The sequence below is a fragment of the Geothrix sp. 21YS21S-4 genome (assembly GCF_030845995.1).
Taxonomy (GTDB): domain Bacteria; phylum Acidobacteriota; class Holophagae; order Holophagales; family Holophagaceae; genus Geothrix.
On the sequence record NZ_CP132719.1, the window covers coordinates 446,388 to 464,877 of the forward strand.

Genomic DNA, 18,490 nt, shown 5'->3' on the forward strand with positions numbered 1-18,490 from the left:
GGGATTTCCGTCGATTCCGTCCTCCCCGCTCCAATCCGAGTCCCCCGACCTCGACCCATGCACCTCGCCCCCGGAATGCGCGTTGGCCCCTACGAGATCCTGAGTCAATTGGGATCCGGAGGGATGGGCGAGGTCTTCAAGGCCCGCGATCCCAAGCTGGACCGGCTGGTGGCCATCAAGGTACTGCCCCAGGCGCTGTACCAGGATCCGCGGATGCAGGCCCGCTTCGAGCGGGAGGCCAAGGCGGTGGCAGCCCTCTCGCACCCCAACATCCTGGGCATCTTCGATTTCGGCTGGGACGGGAGCTTCGCCTACGCGGTGATGGAACTGCTGGAGGGCAAGACGCTCCGCCAGGTGATCGACGCGGGCCCCCTTCCTCCCCGCAAGGCGGTGGAATGGGCCCTCCTCATCGCCCGCGGCCTCGGCGCCGCCCACGAGAAGGGCCTCGTCCACCGGGACCTGAAGCCGGACAACATCTTCGTCACCGACGACGGGCAGATCAAAGTGCTCGACTTCGGGTTGGCCAAGGAAGTGGAGACCGGCCGGGATTGGATGGAGACCCTGCGGCCCGGTTCCGCGTCCCCCGTCGCCTTCAGCGACGCGGGGATGCTCGTCGGCACCGTGGGCTACATGAGCCCCGAGCAGGTGCGCGGCGAGCCCGTGGATCCGCGCTCGGACATCTTCAGCTTCGGCGTGGTCCTCTACGAGATGCTCACGGGGCGCCGGCCCTTCGTGGCGTCCAGCGGCGCGGAGACCTTCACGGCCATCCTGCGGGACGCGCCTCCGCCCTTCAGCGGCCTGCGGGGACCCCTCGTCCCGGGGCTGGAGCGGCTGGTGCTGCGCTGCCTGGAGAAGCGCCCCCAGGACCGGTTCCAGAGCATGAAGGACCTGGCCTTCGGGCTGGAGGCGCCCCTGTCGTTCGAGAGCCTGCTGCCCCTGCCGGGAACCGGATTCCTGCGGCGCTCCTGGCTGCGCCGCGCGGCGCTAGGGGTGAGCTTCGCCCTGGTCGGGGCCGCGGCTTTCTGGGCCTTTCGCGGCCGGCCCCAGGGCGGGGCGCCCACGTTCCAGCGGCTGCTTTTCACGCCCGGGACCGTCGAATCCGCCTTCTTCGGAGCGGACGGCAGGACCATCTTCTACACGGCGCGGATCGGGGGCGGCGAGACCGAAGTCTTCGTCATCGATCCGCGCAGCCCCGAGCCCAAGCCCCTGGGCCTGAAGGACGCCCTCCTGGTGGGCGTGTCGCGGAACAACGACCTGGCCCTGCTCCGGCATCCCCGCCGCTGGCTGCTGGGGCGCTACCGCGGCACCCTGGCCCAGGTCCCCGCCGGGGGCGACAGCCCCAGGGACCTGCGGGCGGACGTGGTGGAAGCGGCCTGGGACGGCCAGGGGCTGGCCCTCCTGACCAACGACGACGCCCAGCGGACGCGGCTGGAGTTTCCGGTGGGCCGGACGGCCTTCGAATCCGTCGGGATTAGCCACACGGTCAAGCTCATCCACCTCTCCCGCTCCGGAGAGCAACTGGCCTACGTGGAGGCCCAGGACGGCGGGGCCAAGGTCGTCCTGCTCGGCCGGGACGGCAAGCGCGCCGTGCTGTTCGAGAAGGCCGGCGACGGTTCCGGCGACACCCTCACCGGGTTGGCCTGGGGCCCCGGCGGCGACCTGTGGCTGTCCGAACTCCAGGCCGATCAGACGGCCCTGTGGGCGCTGCGGGTCGGCGCCCAGCCGCGCCTGCTGTGGCGGGGCGACGGGACGAAGCAGCTCATGGACGCCCTTCCGGACGGGCGGGCCCTCCTGGCCAACCACCAGGTGCGGCGGGGCGTGCTAGTGCAGCGGGCCGGAGATCCCATCGCCCATGAACGCTCGATCCGCACCGGCACCCAGGTCCAGGGCCTGAGTCCGGATGGCCGGTCCCTACTGCTCCTGGAATCCCCGGCGCTGGATGGGGGGACGGCCCTCGATGAGGCCTTCCTCGGGGCCTTCGGGCCGGGGGTGCCCCAGAAGCTGGCCAAGGGCAATCCCTACGGATTTTCCCTGGGCGGGCGATGGGTGCATTGCACGTTCAACGGGCTCACGCCGAAGGATCTGGACACGGGCGTGACCGCCGCGCTGGTGCAGGCGGGGTTGGATCCCGCGGCGGTCCTCGATCCCATCGCCCCCAAGCCGTGCCTGGTGTTCATCCCCACCGGGCCGGGACGGCCCATCGCCCTGCCGCTGCCGGATCGGTTCCAGGTGGTGGGCTGCGCGTTCCTTCTGCCGGACGGCCGCCGCGTGCTCTTCCAGGGGAGCGAGAAGGGGCGGGGATTGAGGTACTACCTGGCGGATCTCGGCGGCGGCGAGCCCCGGGCCATCACCGAAGACGGGTTCGGGCACAACATCGTGGGGAGCAGCCCCCTTTCCCCCGACGGCAAGCGGCTGTTCATCACCAGCGACCGCAAGACCTGGTTCGTCTTGCCCATGGAAGGCGGGGCGCCCCAGCCCATCCGCGGGGTTCAGCCCGAGGAACGGCTCATCAGCTGGACGGCCGACAGCCGCGGCATCTTCCTTCGGCCGGAGCTGTCGGTACTGCCCGTGATCATCCACCGGCTGGATCCCGTCACCGGACGGCGAGTGGAGGTCCACCGCTTCGCCCCGCCCGACGCCTCGGGCTACCTCCAGACCCGCACCGCCTACGCCACCCCCGACGCCAAGGCCTTCGCCTTCACTTACGATCGCAAGCTCAGCGCCCTCTACCTGGTGGAGGGGCTGAAGTAGCGACGCTCCGATTCCGCAGGAGGAGGTCCCCATGTCGCGCGAGGTCGATCTGATCCTTCGGGTCCTCGATCAGGCCTTCGACCGCAAGTCCTGGCACGGCGCCAACCTGAAAGGCGCGTTGCGCGGCCTGGATGCGGCCACCGCCGCCCGGCGGCCGGCCCCCGAACGGCCCTCCATCCAGGAGCTGGTGGTACCACCTGGCCTACTGGAAATACACCGTCCTGCGGCAGCTGAAGGCGTTGCCGAAGGGCGCCTTTCCCCTGAAGGGATCCAACTGGTTCCCCCGGCCCGAAGCCGACGCCGCCCAGTGGGAGGCCGACCTGGCCCTGCTGGACCGCCTCCATCGCGAACTGCGCGATGCCGTGGCGCTCCTGGCGCCGGAAGACCTGGACCGTCCCAGCGCCAAGAAAACCTACCGCATCCGCGACCTGATCCTCGGCGTCGCCGCCCACGACCTGCACCACGCCGGGCAGATCCAGCTCATCAAGCGGCTGACTTAGAGGACGCCCCGGTTCTTTTGATCCAGCTCGATGGTCGCGACCGGCCGGGTGGTGGAGCGGGGTCCGGGGGAGCCCGCGGAGCCGGGACCCGGCGAGGAGCGAATCACGGGGCGGCGGTTAGAGGACCCCACGCTTCTTTTGATCCAACTCAATGGAATCGTACAACGCCTGGAAGTTCCCCTCGCCGAAGCCCAGGTTCCCGCGCCGCTGGATGATCTCGAAGAACAGGGGTCCGATTTGGTCCTCGGTGAAGATCTGCAGGAGGTAGCCGGTCTCGTCGCCGTCGATCTGGACGCCCAGTTCCTGCACGGTGGGCAGGTCCTCGCGCACGGTGTAGCCGCTCTTGGCGATGCGCCCGGGCAGCAGTTCGTAGTAGGTGTCGGGGACGCGCAGGAACCGGAAGCCCTGGGCCTGGAGGGTGCGGAGGGTGTGGAAGATGTCGGTGGTGGAAAGGGCGATGTGCTGCACGCCCTGGCCACGGTGGCGGGTGATGTACTCCTGCACCTGGCTCTTGTCGTCGGTGGGCTGGTTGATGGGAATGATGACCTGGTTGTTGGCGCTCTGGACCACCTTGGAATCCAGCCCGGTCCCCAGAGCGCCGCGGATGTGGAATTCGCGGGTGACGCCGAATCCGTAGACCCGCTCGTAGAAGTCCACCAGGGCGTCCATCTCGGTGGGGCCCACGTTGTTGGTGAGGTGGTCCACCCGCACCAGCCCCGGGTCGCAGAGGGCGGGGGCCGCATCGGGCGCGAGGCCGGGCCAGAACGCGGAGGGCTCGCCCCGCCGTTCCACCAGGAAGTTCCACACGTCGCCCACGCCCTGGATGGCCGCGAAGCGGAGCGTGCCCTCGCCGAGCGCGTGGACCTCCGGTTCCAGCATCACGCGCGCGCCCTGGGTCCGCGCGTGACCGAGGGCCACATCCAGATCGTCCACCAGGAAGTTGAGTGCGCAGACGCCCTCGCCGTGGGCCTGGAAGTAGCGCCCCGCGGGATGGGAACCGTCGGCCTCGAAGATCACGATGTCCATCCGCTGCTGCCGGAGGTGGATCGCCCGGCCCCAGGCGTGGGCTCCGCTGGCGATGCGGGCGAAGCCCAGGCTGCGGTAGAGGGGTTCCAGCCGTTCGAGGGAGCCGGTCATCTGGAAGTGGTCGATGCGGACCAATCCCATGGGGTTGGTGGCGGGCGTGCGCTGGGCGGGAGCGGTGAGATCGAAGCTGGGCGTGGACACGGGGCACCTCGCTGAGGATTTGGATGCCCAGTGTGGAGACAAGGCTTCGTGATTGAAATCACATGTGAATGATTACTCAAGTGTGTTCAATATTTGAAATCGAGAAGGGGCTTTGTTTGCTGCAAAAAAACGGCCCGCCGAAGCGGGCCGTTTCTGGGGAAGGGAAGCGCTCAGCTGAGGCTGGTGGCGATCACCTTCTCCTTGCTGAAGAACTCCAGGACGTCGCCTTCCTTCAGGTCGTCGAACCCGTCGAGCGAGATGCCGCAATCGAGGCCGTTCTTCACCTCGGTCACGTCCTCCTTGAAGCGCTTGAGGTTCTTGAGGCCGCCCTCGAACAGGACCTCCTCGCCGCGCTTGACGCGGACCTTGTAGCTCTTCTGGACCTTGCCCTCGGTGACGAAGGACCCGGCGATGACGGTGCGGCCGATCTTGAAGAGCTGGCGCACTTCCGCCTGGCCGTGGACGGTCTCCTTCTCCGTGGCGTCGAGCATTCCGACCATGGCCTGCTCGATCTCTTCCGTGACCTTGTAGATGATGTCGTGGAAGCGCAGATCCACGCCCTCTTCGCGGGCGAGCTCCTCGGTCTTCTTCTCGGCCTTGGTGTGGAAGCCGATGATGGTGGCCTTGGAGGCCTCGGCGAGCAGGATGTCGTTCTCCGTGACGGTGCCGGCGGCGCTGTGGATGATGCGCACCCGGACCTTCTCGGTGCTGAGACGCTCGAGCTGGCCCACCAGGGATTCGACGGAACCCTGGGTGTCGGCCTTGATGATGAGCGGCAGCTCCTTGACCTGGCCGTCCTTGAGGGTGCTGAACAGCGTCTCGAGCGTGGCGCGCTGCTTGAGGTGAGCCGCCTGCTTGGCCTTCTCCTGGCGGAACGTCACGATCGTGCGGGCCTTGCCCTCGTCCTCGACCACCTGGAAGTTGTCGCCGGCGCTGGGCACTTCCTCGAAGCCGAGGATCTGCACGGCGCTGGAGGGACCGACTTCCGTGACCTTGCGGCCCAGGTCGTCGAACATGGCCCGGACCCGGCCCATGGTGGCGCCGGCCACGAAGATGTCGCCGGCCTTCAGGGTGCCGCGCTGCACGAGGACCGTCGCCACGGGACCGCGGCCCCGATCCAGGCGGCCTTCGATGATGGAGCCGGCCGCGGGGCAGTCGTAGACGGCCTTCAGTTCCTTCAGGTCGGCCACGAGCAGCAGCGTCTCGAGAAGTTCGTCGAGGCCCTGCTGGGTCTTGGCGCTGACGAGAACCGCCGGGACGTCGCCGCCGTAGGCCTCGGTCTGGACGCTGTGCTGGAGCAGGCCCTGCTGGACCTTGTCCGGATTGGCGCCGGGCTTGTCGATCTTGTTGACCGCCACCACGAGCGGGACGTCGGCGGCCTTGGCGTGGTTGATGGATTCCACGGTCTGGGGCATGACGCCGTCGTCCGCGGCCACCACGAGGATGGCGATGTCCGTCACCTTGGCGCCCCGGGCGCGCATCTTGGTGAACGCTTCGTGGCCCGGGGTGTCGAGGAAGACCACCTGGCGCATCTCGCCCGTGTTGGGGTCCTTCACGTCCACGTGGTAGGCGCCCACGTGCTGCGTGATGCCGCCGGCTTCGCCCGCGGCCACCTTGGTCTTGCGGATGGCGTCGAGCAGCGAGGTCTTGCCGTGGTCGACGTGGCCCATGATCGTGACGACCGGAGGCCGGGGACGCTTCTCGCCCTGGACGTCGGCGGATTCGTCGGACGTGAGCTGGACATCCTCTTCGAAGGAGACGATGTCGGCCAGGAACCCGAATTCCCGGGCGATGTCCTTGGCCATCTCGGTGTCGAGGGGCTGGTTGATGGTGGCGAAGATCCCGCGATGGAGGAGCTTGGCCACCACGTCCTTGGCGGGGCGGTTGCACTTCTCGGCGAGTTCCTTCACCGTCACGCCCTCGGAGAGCATGACGATTCCGATCTCTTCCTCGATGTACTCGCTGGCCACCTGCTGGGCGCGGGAGCGGGGCTGGCGGAGCTTGAGGTCGAGTTCCTCCTCCTTGCTCCGGACGTAGCCGCCCTTCTTCTTCTTGCCGCCCTGATGGGCGCCGCGACCGGGGCCCTTCTGGCTGTTGGGATCGATGGGACCCGCGGAGGGAAGCATCGGGCCGCGTCCGGGACCGCCGGGACGACCGCCGGGGCCTCCGGGACGGGAACCCATTCCGGGCCGGCCGGGACCGCCGGGGCCGCGTCCGGGACCACCGGGACGGCTGCCGGGGCCGCCACCCGGGCGCCCTCCGGGGCCGCCGGGCCGCGCACCGCCGGCGGGGCGGGGCTGGGGCAGCTGGATGTAGCGGGCGGGCTCCTGGGGACGGGGCGTGGGAGCGGGAGTATCCGACGTCTTGATGCGGCTGAAGCCCTGGTCCGGCCTCATCTCGGTGATGGCGGGCGGAATGTAGGGGCGCCGGGCCGGGGACACGGGGACCGGGGGCTCATGGCGCACTTCGCCGCGGCCGGTGTTGGTGGCCATGGGAAGGACGGCCTTCTCTTTCTGGGGCATGCCCGAACGCTGGACGTTGGTGGGCACGGAGCTCTGGCCGGGGCGCTGGACGATGGGCCGGGCGCCGGCTTCGGGGCGAGGTCCCTGGGCGGCGGCCTGGGGAGGCCGCGGGCTCTGGCCCGTAGGGCGGGCGGGGGGCAACTGGATGTAGCGGGCGGGCTTTTCCTCCCGCGCGGCGGGCGCGGGCGTTCCCATGGAGACCTTCAGCCGGGAGAACGTCTCCTGCGGCGGCTCCACGGGCTTGGCGGGAGCGGCCGGCGCGCTGGGGGCGGCCGGGGCCTCCGACGAGGGGGAAGCCGGCGCGGCGGCCGCTTCGGTGGGAGCGTCGAGCCGCGGCTCGGGCTTCTTCACGAGCACGGCGGGCGCGGGGCGCGGGGCCTCGGAGCGGATTTCCGCCTCGGCCTGGGGGCCGGAGGGAAGGAGCGGGCCCTTCACGATCCGGACGGCGGCGGAGGGCTTGTGGAGGGCCAGGGGGGGGGCTTCGGCCTCTCCCTTGCTCTTGCCCTGGAACGACCGGCGGAGCTGGTCCGCCTGGTCATCGGTGAGGTTGGAGCTATGGCTCTTCCCCTGGAGGCCCAGGCGCTTCTCGCAGGCCTCGATGACCTCCTGGTTGGCGACTCCGAGCTCTTTGGCGAGTTGGTTGATGCGCAGCATGTAAGCGGATTACCTCGGCCTGGGTGGGGGAAACGGGAAGGGCTGCAGGTCTACAGCCTACTCCCCGAAGTGGGCCTGCACGGCATCGATGAGACGGAAGGCCAGATCCTGGTCCATGCCTTCCACCTGCATGAGCTGCTCGGCAGTGACAGTGTAAAGGGATTTGGCGTCGGGGAATCCTGCGGTCGCCAGGCGCTCGGCCAGGGCCGCGTCCAGACCCTCCACCTGGATCTGCTCGAGGAGGGCGGAAGCGGGCGCGGCGGCGGGCGCTTCAGGGGTGGCCTCGGCGCTGACGTCGGGCAGGGCCAGGCCCATGGCGACTTCCGCCTCGCGGCGCTTGTCGGCTTCGCTGCGGACGTCGATGTTCCAGCCCGTGAGCTTGGCGGCGAGGCGGACGTTCTGCCCGCGCTTGCCGATGGCGACGCTGAGCTGCTCGTCGTCGACCACCACTTCGACCCGGCGGGCCTCGGGATCGCCGAGGTGGACGCGGAGGGCCTTCGCGGGGTTGAGGGCGTTGGCGATGAACTGGGCGGCGTCGTCGGAGTAGCGGACGATGTCGATCTTCTCGTTCTTCAGCTCGCGGATGATGGCCTGGACGCGGCTGCCCTTGAGGCCCACGCAGGCGCCCACGGGATCCACGTCCGGATCTAGGCTGTGGACGGCCACCTTGGCGCGGTCGCCGGCCTCGCGCACGCAGTTGCGGATGACCACGGTGCCGTCGTGGATCTCGGGCACCTCGTTCTCGAACAGCTTGATCAGCAGCCGCGGATCGGTGCGGCTGACCTGGACCTGAGGATCCTTGGCGCTGCGGTCCACGCTGACGATGACCACCTTGATGCGCTGGCCCTTGTCGAAGCGGTCGCCGCGCAGCGCCTCGCTGCGGCGCAGCATGGACTCCACGCGGTCGATCTCGAGGATGATGGCGCTCTTCTCGAAGCGCTTGACCTCGGCCACCACCACTTCGCCGATGCGATCGGCGAACTCGGTGAAGATCCGCTCGCGCTCGGCCTCGCGCACCTTCTGCACGAGAACCTGCTTGGCGGCCTGGGCGGCGATGCGGCCGAGCTGGCTGGTGTCCTGGGGCAGCCACAGGGTGTCGCCCTCGGCGGCATCCGGATTCAGCTGCTGGGCCTCGGCGAGGCTGATCTCCAGATCCTCCTCCTCGACCTCGGCCACCACCTGCTTCAGGGCGTAGACGTGGAACTCGCCCGTCTCCCGGTCCATCTGGGCCTGGAAGTTGCCGTAGAAATCCTGGGCGTTGAAGAACTTGTCCGCGGCCTTGGCGAGGGCTTCCTCCACCGCCGCGAAGACGTCCTCCTCGTTGATCCCCTTTTCAGCGGCGATCATCTTCACGCTGTCGAAAAAGGTCGTTGCTACGTTCGCCATGTCAGGCCTCCTCGTCCTCGGCGGCGCTTGTCTCTACGCCGTCGGCATCCGGTGCTTCGGTGAAACGGGCGGCCAAGTGCTTCGGCCGCGGGGTCTTCTCTTCGTCGAAGGGCGCCAGCCGCGCCTTCTGGATCGCGTCGAGGGGAACCGCCTTGAGGACGCCGTCCTCCTCGATCGTGACGCTGCCGTCCTCCACGGGACCGATCCAGCCCTTGAACCGCTTCTGGCCATTGATGGGGCCGGCGGTCTGGATGCGGCACAGGTAGCCGGCGAAGCGGCGGAAGTGGTTGGCCTTCTGGAGGGGACGCTCCATTCCGGGGCTGCTCACTTCCACGCCCAGGGTCTCGCGCAGGTCGGGGAATTCCACGTCCATCCATAGCAGCAGCCCTTCGTGGGCGGCGGTGCAGTCGTCCAGGGTGATGCGGCGCCCCGTGGCCTCGGCGTCCAGGTGATCGATGTAGAGGCGCAGCACCTCGTCCCGCCCTTCGCGGGCGGTCTCCAGGTGCACCAGCTCGAACCCCAGCAGGGCCAGCTGGCGCTCGAGGGGCGGCTGCACCTTCTTCAGATCCAAGGGAACTCCAGAACAACAAAAAAGGTGGGTCGAGCCCACCCAGTCTTGGCACCCCGAAGGGGGTGGCCATGGCCGAATTGATCTTGGAGTCTACCGCCATCCTTTGTTGGGCTCAAGGCCGGGAAGAGATCCGGTGGGTTTCCGAGGGGGATGCTTCAATGGACCTTCGCCCGGTCGGGTGGGGGGATGCATGGCTCGGGCGGGAACGGGGTTTGGAAGGCTGTGTCGGCTCGGGGTTCTGGTCTGCGCGGGCGCGAGTCCGGCGATGGCCCAGCAGGTGTCGCTGGGGTGGGGCCGGCTCCATGAGGTGGGGCACCGCGACTTCACCTACGCCTGGCGGATGGACTACTCCCAGTTCATTTTCCCCCGCGTGGCGCTGTCCTTCGGGTGGTTGAACGAAGGCCACCTCCCCGATCACCACCGGGACGGCTGGGTCTCGCAGGCCTGGTTCGTCCACAGGGCGCCGGACCACGGGCTCCGCCTCGCCGCGGGCCTCGGGGTCTACCGTTACTTCGACACGTCGATGGTGGGCGAGGAGTATCGCAACGATCACGGGACCCGGCCCCTGCTCAGCCTGAGCGCGAGCCACCCCATCGGGGACGGCCCCCTGGCCGCCCGCATCCAGTTCAACCGCACCCTGGGAGGGCGCGATCCCGTGACCTCCTCGATCCTGGTGGGTCTCAACCTCCGGTTGGGAGCTCCGGATCCGCCCGCGCCATCCATCGGGGGGAAGGGCGACGGCAAGAACGAGCTGGTGTTCTTCTACGGCACCACCATCCTCAACAGCGATTCCAGCGAGACGGCGGAGGCCTTCCAGGTGCTCTACCGGCGCCGCCTGTCGCCCCACTGGGCCTGGGGCGCCACGTACGTGAACGAGGGTTCCCCGGAGTTGCTCCGGCGCGACGGGCTCAACCTGCAGGCCTGGCTGGATGGCCACTACTTCCAGCGGCGGCTGCACCTGGCGGTGGGCTTCGGCCCCTACCTCACCCGCGTGGAGCAGTTGGATCCTGATGGCGAGCGGGACGATTTCCGGCTCTCGGGCCGAGTCAGCCTGGAAGCGGGCTGGCGGTTGGCGCCCCGCTGGACGGCCCACCTGTCCTGGAACCGCACGGTGACGACCTACCATCGGGATACGGATCTGCTGGCGGCGGGGCTGGGCTTCGAGTGGTAGCCGGCTGGTAGGCTGGAAAAGGGGCCCTGGCGGTCCCCTTTGGTGGAGAGGGCGGCCCATGGCTCAGGTGCTGGACGGGAAGGCGCACGCGGACCGCATGCTGGAAGCGGTGCGCCAGGGAGTGGAAGCCCGCCTGGCGCGGGGCCTCCGGGCGCCGGCCCTCGCGGTGGTCCTGGTGGGGGATGATCCCGCCAGTCACGTCTACGTGCGGAACAAGTCCGCCGCCTGCATCAAAGTCGGGATCACGTCCCTGGAGCACCGCCTGTCCGCGGACACGCCCCAGGCCGAATTGGACGCCCTCATCGACCGCCTCAACGCCGACCCGGGCGTGGACGGCATCCTCGTGCAGCTGCCCCTGCCCAAGGGCCTGGATTCCAAGCGCGCGCTCCACCGCATCAGCCCCGCCAAGGACGTGGACGGGTTCCATCCCGTGAACCAGGGCCTGCTCCTGGAGGGACTGCCCGGACTGCGTCCCTGCACGCCTAGTGCCTGCATGTCCCTCCTCGCCCATCACGGCGTGGACCTCAAGGGGCTGCGGGCCGTGGTGCTGGGGCGCAGCGAGATCGTGGGCAAGCCCATGGCGCTGATGCTCCTGGAGCAGCACGCGACGGTGACCATCGCCCACAGCCGCACGAAGGACCTGCCCGCCGTCTGCCGCGAAGCGGACCTGCTGGTAGCCGCCGTGGGCCGCCCCGGGATGGTGGAAGGCAGCTGGATCAAGCCTGGCGCGGTGGTGGTGGACGTGGGCATCAACCGGGTGGAGGACCTGGCCTTTGGGGAGAAGATCTTCGCCGCCGAGCCCCGCAAGCTGGAGACCCTGAAGGCCAAGGGCGCCGTGTTGTGCGGCGACGTGCGCTACGGCGAGGCCCTGGAGGTCGCTTCCGCGGTGACTCCGGTTCCCGGTGGCGTCGGGCCGCTCACCATCGCGGGATTGCTGACCAACACCCTTCAGGCGGCGGACGCCTGAAGGATCGCGGCGCTCTGCCCCGAATGCGAAAAAACGTCCTCAGTTGAGGACCTGAGGGAAGTTCTTTATGACCAGAGCGCTTCGATCGCTTAGCCCATGGCTTGGAATCCTCCTCCTCGGACCCATCTGCGTCCGGGCGGAATTCCCCCAAACGCCCCTGGCCCCGCCGGTCTTGCGGGAGCCCGATGCGCTTTTGAATCTTCCCGATCTGTTGGCGAAGGACACGCTGCACGTCCTTCGCCAGCCGGGCGAATGGGATGCGCAGACCTGGACGAATCTTTCCCTGGGCACGCTCGGCGTCATCGGAGCGGCCATCGCCTTGGATCCTCCCCTCGACCGGGCGGTGCGCCGGAACGCCCGGCCCGGGTGGGACCGCGTCGCCACGAACCTGGAGAACCTGGGCGGCACCGGCAGCCTGATCCTGGCCGGGGGAGCCTATCTGGGGGGCCAGTTCACCCACAACCCGACGCTCAAATCCGTGGGGACGGACGCGGGGATGTCCATGGCGATCGCTCAACTGGCGGTGATCATTCCCCTGAAATACGTCGTGGGGCGGGCGCGGCCTTCCGCGGACAAGGGGACCTTCCATTTCAAGCCGTTCCAGAGCGGGCAGTCGTTCCCTTCGGGCCACACGGCGCAGGCTTTCATCCTCGCTTCGGTGATCAGCGCCCACGCCGACAGTCCCTGGGTTTCCGGCGTTTCCTACGGCACCGCCTCGCTGGTGGCCCTCTCCAGGGTGGAGCGGCGCGACCACTTCCTTTCGGATGTCTTGGGCGGTGCCCTCATCGGGACCTTCGTCGGCAGGACGGTGGTGCGCTACAACGAATCCCTCCGCTCCCAAGCCAAATCGCGGCTGGCCATCTCCTTCGAGCCCCTGCTGGGAAGCGGGTATCAGGGGGCCGTGCTTCGGGTGAATTTCTGAGCCCTACCGCGGTGCAGGCGACAGGACGGAAACCAGGAACGCGGCAAAGGTGATCAGGGCGCTCGCGCTGAAAATCAGCACGGCGCCGGCGGCGCAGTCCTTGGCGATCTTGATGCTGGGGTGAAGGTCCGGATGCAGGTGGTCCAGGGCGTGCTCGAGGGCCGTGTTGAAGAGCTCCGCGCCCAGAACGAGGCTGCAGTTCATGGACAGGAGCGCCCACCACACGGGGGCGGGCCGGAACCACAGCAGCAGCCCCACCACGCCCGCGGCCATGGCGACCTGCGTGCGGAAGCTGGCCTCGAACCGGCAGGCCGCCGCGATTCCGCTCAAGCTGAACCCCAGCCGGTGGAAGAAGGATCTGTTTTTCACGGGGCGGCCACCAGTTTCGAGGATCTGCCGAGGTCCTCGTCGAAAAAAGGAACGGCCTCCTTCCCGAATGGGATCACGGTCAATTTCCGGAGGCCGTGAGGAGCCGCCCCCAGTCTACCGAAGCCGGGGATGGGGCGGTCTCGAGAGGATTCGCCTTACCCTGTCCTCGGGGCATCCCATGACCACATCCGACAGTTGGTTCTACTGGGCGTTCTTCTCGGCGGTCTTCGCCGCGTGCACCGCCATCTTCGCCAAGATCGGAATCCGGGGCATCGATTCCGACCTCGCGACGCTGATCCGGACCGTCATCATCCTCGTCGTCCTCGCCCTCTTCGTGGGGCTGAGCGGGAAGTGGACCAATCCCTTCGCCTTTTCCGGGAAGACGTGGCTCTTCCTGGCGCTGTCGGGCCTGGCGACGGGCGCGTCCTGGGTCTGCTACTTCCGCGCGCTGAAGGTGGGCGAGGCCTCGAAGGTGGCGCCCATCGACAAGCTGAGCCTGGTCCTGGTGGCGGTCTTCGCCGTGGCGTTCCTCGGGGAAAGGCCCTCTCTGCGGGAGTGGACCGGCATCCTGATGGTGGCCGGCGGTGTTTTGGTGCTGACGTTGAAGCGCTAAAGGCGGGCTAGAACCGCCAGACCAGATCCAGGCTCACCATCCGGTCATTGGCCGGCAGCGGGGCGTGGGCGCCGTAGTAGGGCTGGAGCAGGGGATAGCTGGCGGCGCCGAGGTTGGTGCCCGTCAGCCGCGCTTCGGTGCCGGCGCCCAGCCAGTCCTTCCATGTGACGGAGAGGTTCAGGAGGACCCGGCCGGGTTCGGGGGCGCTTTCCACCAGGTTGGGCAGGAGTTCGCCGGACACGATCCCCGACTGGGCGGAGCGGGCGGTCTGGCCCTCCCGGGCGGAGGCGTACAGCAGGCTGGGAGCCACCTGGAGGGGACCCAGGTGGACGTAGGCCCCCAGGTTCGCCTTCAGCGGCGAGATGCCCAGGAAGGCCTTCCCGCGGCTGTCGACGACGAAGGCGTCCACGGCGCCGTCGGGGCGCGTGTAGCTGAGGTTCGCGAAGCCGCCCCAGCCGGAGCGGCGGACCTCCAGGCTCGCCTCGGCGCCCTTGGAGTGGGTGGAGCCCGCGTTGACGTAGTAGAGGTCGCTGCCATCCAGGCCGAAGGAGATGGCCCGCGTGACGCTCATCCGGTAGAGGTTCAGGCGGAGGACGGACGCCGGGCCCAGCCGCCATCCCAGCTCCAGTTCCCGGCTGCGGATGATCTCCGGTCGAAGGTAGCCCTTGAACACGAAGAAGGTGCTGTAGGTCTGGAAGAGGGTGGGGCTCCGGAACGCCTCGCCGTAGAGCAGCTTGGCGTTGAACCGTCCGCGGACGAAGGTGAGCCCCAGCCGGGGCGCGAAGGCGTGGGACAGGCCGCTGTCCTCGTAGCGGCCGCCGGTCGTCAGCCCCCACGCGCCGGCCTGCTGGGTGTATTCCAGGTAGCCGTACCGCGTCTGGAGCGTCTCCTGGGGAACCAGGTTCGCGGGGTCCTGCGGATCGCGCAGGGCGCCGCGGTTCTGCAGGTCCACGCTGCGCTCCCGGTCCTGGATGAACCCCCCGCCCACGAGGAGCGCGCCGGGATAGGGCAGGTTCCACCGCAGGCCGGCGTCCGCCACGAAGCGCCCGCGCTCCGTCCCCGAGTGGTTCACGCCGTTGGCGTTGAGTTCCTGGGGATAGACGGAGCCGCCGGTATTCTCAAGGAGTTCCGCCCGGGTCTCCAGGCTCAGGCGCGAGGTCACGGGGGTGGTGCGCTGGATCCGGATCCCCTGGACGATCCGCGACGCCGTGCCCAGGATGCCGGGCGCGAAGCCCGGAAGGACGGGATTGCCGTTGCCGGATCCGCCGCCATCCACCTGCGCCTCCTGGAACGCCACCCGCACCAGGCTGAGGGACGTGCCCAGGGCCTTCACTTCCGCGAACAGGTTGGAGACTTCGCGTCGGGTGTTTCCCTTGTCCTGGCTGAAGCTCTGCCCGGTGAGGAAGGTGTCGACGTAGGGTTGGCGGCTGAAGGGACTGGTCTGGTAGCCCGCGTTCAGCGAGAGGGCGACGCCATTGGAGAACCGTCCGTTGGTGACGAGGTAGCCGCCCTGGCCGTGGTCGCCGGCGCCCAGCGTCGTGCCCCGCAGGGTGAAGCGGCCGGCCTCGGGATCCTCGGCGGAGCGGGTGATGAGGTTGATCACCGCCGCGCCCGCGAACTGGCCGTAGACGGCGCTTCCGGGGCCCCGGATCACCTCCACCCGCTCGATGAGCTCCGCGGGATAGTTCCCATAGTAGTTCACGTTCCCGTTGTGGAGGGGGCTGGTCTGGATCCCGTTCACCATCAGCAGGGCCTTGCCCTCGTGGGCCCAGATTCCGCGTTCGGACAGGCCGATCAGGGCCGTCCCGTCGTTGCCGAAATCGAATCCCGGCAGGGTGCGGAGGATATCCGCCAGCTCCCGCCAGCCGTAGCGCTCGATGTCGGTCCGAGTCACCACGAAGACCGCGGAGGGCGCCTGCTCCTGGTCCTGCTGGAGGCGGCTGGCGATGATCACCGGCGTGCCGAGCAGGCGCGCCATCTCATCCGGCGGCTCCTGGGCGGATAGGAACGCCGAAAGGAGCGGCAGCAGGCGCGCGAAAGTTCGGGACACCGGATCTCCGTCTGGGATGAGGAATGATTAAGCGGCTCTTCGGCAGGAATGCCGCGGGACCTTGAATGCGATATGAAGGGCCGGAATCAAGTCCCGCGCGGGGCCTGCCGAAAAAGCCCCTGAATCCCGATTCCATCCAGGTCCTCCGGAACGCCGACGTGCCGAATCCTGCGAGCGGCTCTCGGGCACCTTCCCCACCCGGCAGCCTTGTCCATGCGCCCCTGGACCCTTCCCATCGAGCCGAGATCCGGCTGCCCGGCGGCGGCATGAGACGCCTGCCCTTCCTTCTGGCGCCGGCGGTGCTCGCGGCGGGAGCCCTGGTCGAAGGCCAGCCGGCGGAGCCGGAATATTCGATCAAGGCCAAGATGCTGGTCGAGATGCTGTCCTACGTGCAGTGGCCGCCGTCGGCGGAACCCGCCGCCGCCTTCGATCTGGTGGTGATGGGCCGCTCGCCCTTCGGGAGGCACCTGGACGACTACGCCCGCTCCCGGACCATCGCCCGCCGTCCCATCCGCATCCGCTACCTGCCGAAGACCGGCGACCCGGGCCCCTGCGACGCGATCTTCCTGTGCGCCTCGGAATCCGCCCGGGCCGACGCCGTGTGGGCCTGGGCCCAGGAGCGCCAGGCGCTGACGCTCGCCGACGACGAGGCCCTCGCCCGGCGGGGCGCCATGGTCGTCCTCCTGATGGAGGGCCGCTTCGTCCGTCCCGCCGTGAACCTCGGCGCCGCCTCGGCCGCGGGGATCTCGTTCAGTTCGAGGCTGCTCCAGTATGCTCGGATTCTTTCGACCCCCCGTCCTTCCCGCCGTCCCGCGCCCTGATTAGGAGCCCTCCGCTTGCCCGCCCCGACCTCCTCCATCCGCCGCAAGGTGATCGCCCTGGTGCTCGCCGCCACGACGTCGTCCCTGCTGCTGGCGGCCCTCGCCTTCCTGGGCTACGAGCGGTACGCCCTGCGGCGGGGAGCGGCGCAGGATCTGGAGGCCCTCGGCGGAATCGTCGCCTACAACACCGCGCCCACCGTCGCGTTCCACGACGCCGGCGCCGCGGCGCAGATCCTGGAGAGCCTCAAGACCCACGGCCACATCATCCGCGCCCAGGTGCACCTGCCCTCGGGCGAACTGCTGGCGGCCTTCCCCCCGGACGCGGCGGCGGACGAGCCCCGGCCCCTCGCTACGGCGCAGGAGGGCGTGCGGTTCCGGGGCAGCCGCATCGAGCTGACGAAGCTGATCCACAGCCCTGAAGGCGAGCCCATCGGCGTGGCCTTCCTCGTCTCGGACCAGGGCCACCTCACCGATCGGCTGGTGCTGGCCGCGGTTTTCCTGGCGGGCCTGCTGGTGGTCCTGGGCCTGGCGGCGTGGAGCTTCGTCCGCCGCTGGGCGCGGGTGATCACCGGGCCGGTCCTGGATCTGGCGGACGTGGCTTCCCGGGTGTCCGCCAGCCGGGACTACAGCCTGCGGGCCCGCTCCCGGGGCGACGACGAACTGGGCGTCCTGGTGGGGGCCTTCAACGGGATGCTGGAGCGGATCCAGGAGCAGGACCGCCGTCTGGCCGAGCACCGGGGCCAGTTGGAGGGACAGGTCGCCGCGCGGACCTCCGAGCTGGTGCGCACCAACAACGAGCTGCTGCTGGCCAAGGAGCGGGCGGAGGTCTCCAACCGAGCCAAGAGCACCTTCCTCGCGAACATGAGCCACGAGCTGCGGACGCCGCTGAACGCGATCCTGCTCTACAGCGAGCTGGTGCGTGAGGATTCCGAGGCCGCGGGCCACGCGGAGATCCTGCCCGACGTGCGCCGCATCGAGTCCGCCGGCCGGCACCTGCTGAGCCTCATCAACGACATCCTGGACCTCTCCAAGATCGAGGCGGGGAAGATGACCGTGGCGGAGGAGGCCTTCGACGTCCCCGCCATGATCCGGGACGTGCTCGCCACCGTGGAGCCCCTGGCCGCCAAGAACGGGAACACGCTCCACTTCACCTGCGCGCCGGACGTGGCGGAGATCGTGTCGGACGCCACCAAGGTGCGCCAGTCGCTGTTCAACCTCCTGAGCAATGCCTGCAAGTTCACCCGCGACGGGCGCATCGAGGTGCGGGCGGCGGTGGATCCGCTCCCGGGTTCCGACGTGCCCTGGCTGCACCTCAGCGTGGAGGACACGGGCATCGGGATCAGCCCCGAGCAGCTCCAGCGGATCTTCAGCGAATTCATCCAGGCGGAGGAGGGGATGAGCCGCCAGTTCGGCGGAACGGGGCTGGGCCTCGCGCTCAGCCGCAAGTTCTGCCAGCTCCTCGGCGGCGACATCCGGGTGCGGAGCGAAGCCGGCAAGGGATCGGTGTTCACCCTGCTCCTGCCCCTCGCGCCGCCCGTCCCCAAAACCAATCCGGAGCCGGCCGCTACGGGGCCGGTGCTGTCGCCCATGGCGGGCCCGGTCCTGCTGGTGGACGACGATCCCACCCTGCTGGAGGCCCTGGCGCGGCTGCTGGTCCGCGGCGGCGTGGACGTGCGCACCGCCCAGAACGGCCGGGAAGGGCTGCGGGCGGCGCGGGAGTGCCGGCCTTCGCTGGTGGTGCTCGACGTGATGATGCCCACCATGGACGGCTGGGAGGTTCTCCGGGCGTTCAAGGAGGATCTGGCGCTGGCGGCCATTCCCGTCGTGATGCTCACCATCCTCGACCAGGTGGAGCGGGGCCTGGCCCTGGGGGCGTCGGAGTTCCTGTTCAAGCCCATCGACCGCGCGCAGTTGATGGGCGTCGTGGAGAAGTACCGCGCCCGGTGGGGGCGGTGATGCGCGGCGG

General features: G+C 69.1%; 14 protein-coding genes. 8 read left to right on the forward strand and 6 right to left on the reverse strand.

Annotated features, from left to right (window positions below):
* Nucleotides 1–75: 75 nt before the first annotated feature.
* Nucleotides 76–2,751, forward strand: coding sequence for a serine/threonine-protein kinase (locus RAH39_RS02170; protein WP_306592099.1), 2,676 nt, complete (start codon nt 76–78; stop codon nt 2,749–2,751).
* A gap of 131 nt (nt 2,752–2,882) precedes the next feature.
* Nucleotides 2,883–3,251, forward strand: a complete 369-nt coding sequence (locus tag RAH39_RS02175) for a DinB family protein (protein WP_306591164.1) — start codon at nt 2,883–2,885, stop codon at nt 3,249–3,251.
* Nucleotides 3,252–3,368: 117 nt separating this feature from the next.
* On the opposite strand, the gene hppD is transcribed toward RAH39_RS02175, so the two are convergent.
* The 4 genes from hppD to rimP form a co-directional block, all read right to left on the reverse strand.
* On the reverse strand, nt 3,369–4,478 hold the full coding sequence (gene hppD, locus RAH39_RS02180) for a 4-hydroxyphenylpyruvate dioxygenase (protein ID WP_306591165.1): 1,110 nt from the start codon (nt 4,476–4,478) through the stop codon (nt 3,369–3,371).
* Nucleotides 4,479–4,648: 170 nt separating this feature from the next.
* The gene (gene infB / locus RAH39_RS02185; protein ID WP_306591166.1) at nt 4,649–7,654 is read right to left on the reverse strand and encodes a translation initiation factor IF-2; all 3,006 of its coding nucleotides are present in this window, start codon (nt 7,652–7,654) and stop codon (nt 4,649–4,651) included.
* Nucleotides 7,655–7,711: 57 nt separating this feature from the next.
* Nucleotides 7,712–9,040, reverse strand: coding sequence for a transcription termination factor NusA (nusA, locus tag RAH39_RS02190; protein ID WP_306591167.1), 1,329 nt, complete (start codon nt 9,038–9,040; stop codon nt 7,712–7,714).
* Nucleotide 9,041: 1 nt separating this feature from the next.
* On the reverse strand, nt 9,042–9,611 hold the full coding sequence (gene rimP, locus RAH39_RS02195) for a ribosome maturation factor RimP (protein ID WP_306591168.1): 570 nt from the start codon (nt 9,609–9,611) through the stop codon (nt 9,042–9,044).
* 265 nt (nt 9,612–9,876) lie between these two features.
* On the opposite strand from rimP, the gene RAH39_RS02200 reads away from it, so the two are divergent.
* The 3 genes from RAH39_RS02200 to RAH39_RS02210 all read left to right on the forward strand — a co-directional run bounded on the left by RAH39_RS02200 (nt 9,877) and on the right by RAH39_RS02210 (nt 12,671).
* Entirely contained in the window at nt 9,877–10,782 is a 906-nt protein-coding gene (locus RAH39_RS02200; RefSeq protein ID WP_306591169.1) for a hypothetical protein, read from the forward strand.
* A 58-nt stretch (nt 10,783–10,840) separates the two neighbouring features.
* Nucleotides 10,841–11,749, forward strand: coding sequence for a bifunctional methylenetetrahydrofolate dehydrogenase/methenyltetrahydrofolate cyclohydrolase FolD (gene folD / locus RAH39_RS02205; RefSeq protein ID WP_306591170.1), 909 nt, complete (start codon nt 10,841–10,843; stop codon nt 11,747–11,749).
* A 193-nt stretch (nt 11,750–11,942) separates the two neighbouring features.
* Nucleotides 11,943–12,671 (forward strand): phosphatase PAP2 family protein, encoded by a 729-nt coding sequence (locus RAH39_RS02210; protein WP_306591171.1) that lies wholly within the window; start codon nt 11,943–11,945, stop codon nt 12,669–12,671.
* A gap of 3 nt (nt 12,672–12,674) precedes the next feature.
* Here RAH39_RS02210 and RAH39_RS02215 read toward each other — a convergent pair whose 3' ends face one another.
* Nucleotides 12,675–13,040: a diacylglycerol kinase gene (locus RAH39_RS02215; protein WP_306591172.1), complete on the reverse strand. Its 366-nt coding sequence runs from the start codon at nt 13,038–13,040 to the stop codon at nt 12,675–12,677.
* A 178-nt stretch (nt 13,041–13,218) separates the two neighbouring features.
* Here RAH39_RS02215 and RAH39_RS02220 point away from each other — a divergent pair, with 178 nt between their 5' ends.
* Nucleotides 13,219–13,653 (forward strand): EamA family transporter, encoded by a 435-nt coding sequence (locus tag RAH39_RS02220; RefSeq protein WP_306591173.1) that lies wholly within the window; start codon nt 13,219–13,221, stop codon nt 13,651–13,653.
* A 7-nt stretch (nt 13,654–13,660) separates the two neighbouring features.
* Here RAH39_RS02220 and RAH39_RS02225 read toward each other — a convergent pair whose 3' ends face one another.
* Nucleotides 13,661–15,703 carry a TonB-dependent receptor plug domain-containing protein gene (locus RAH39_RS02225; RefSeq protein ID WP_306591174.1) on the reverse strand — a complete coding sequence of 681 codons (2,043 nt, stop codon included), beginning with the start codon at nt 15,701–15,703 and terminating at the stop codon, nt 13,661–13,663.
* Between the two features lie 266 nt (nt 15,704–15,969).
* On the opposite strand from RAH39_RS02225, the gene RAH39_RS02230 reads away from it, so the two are divergent.
* Together RAH39_RS02230 and RAH39_RS02235 are read left to right on the forward strand one after the other, a co-directional pair.
* Entirely contained in the window at nt 15,970–16,524 is a 555-nt protein-coding gene (locus RAH39_RS02230; RefSeq protein WP_306591175.1) for a YfiR family protein, read from the forward strand.
* 15 nt (nt 16,525–16,539) lie between these two features.
* Entirely contained in the window at nt 16,540–18,480 is a 1,941-nt protein-coding gene (locus RAH39_RS02235) for a hybrid sensor histidine kinase/response regulator (protein WP_306591176.1), read from the forward strand.
* Nucleotides 18,481–18,490 lie beyond the last annotated feature (10 nt).

Coding starts and splice junctions, on each gene's coding strand:
- nusA (WP_306591167.1), bottom strand. CDS start 9,040: ATGGCGAACGTAGCAACGACCTTTTTCGACAGCGTGAAGATGATCGCC.
- RAH39_RS02200 (WP_306591169.1), top strand. CDS start 9,877: ATGGCCCAGCAGGTGTCGCTGGGGTGGGGCCGGCTCCATGAGGTGGGG.
- folD (WP_306591170.1), top strand. CDS start 10,841: ATGGCTCAGGTGCTGGACGGGAAGGCGCACGCGGACCGCATGCTGGAA.
- RAH39_RS02175 (WP_306591164.1), top strand. CDS start 2,883: ATGCGGCCACCGCCGCCCGGCGGCCGGCCCCCGAACGGCCCTCCATCC.
- RAH39_RS02230 (WP_306591175.1), top strand. CDS start 15,970: ATGAGACGCCTGCCCTTCCTTCTGGCGCCGGCGGTGCTCGCGGCGGGA.
- RAH39_RS02170 (WP_306592099.1), top strand. CDS start 76: ATGCGCGTTGGCCCCTACGAGATCCTGAGTCAATTGGGATCCGGAGGG.
- infB (WP_306591166.1), bottom strand. CDS start 7,654: ATGCTGCGCATCAACCAACTCGCCAAAGAGCTCGGAGTCGCCAACCAG.
- RAH39_RS02220 (WP_306591173.1), top strand. CDS start 13,219: ATGACCACATCCGACAGTTGGTTCTACTGGGCGTTCTTCTCGGCGGTC.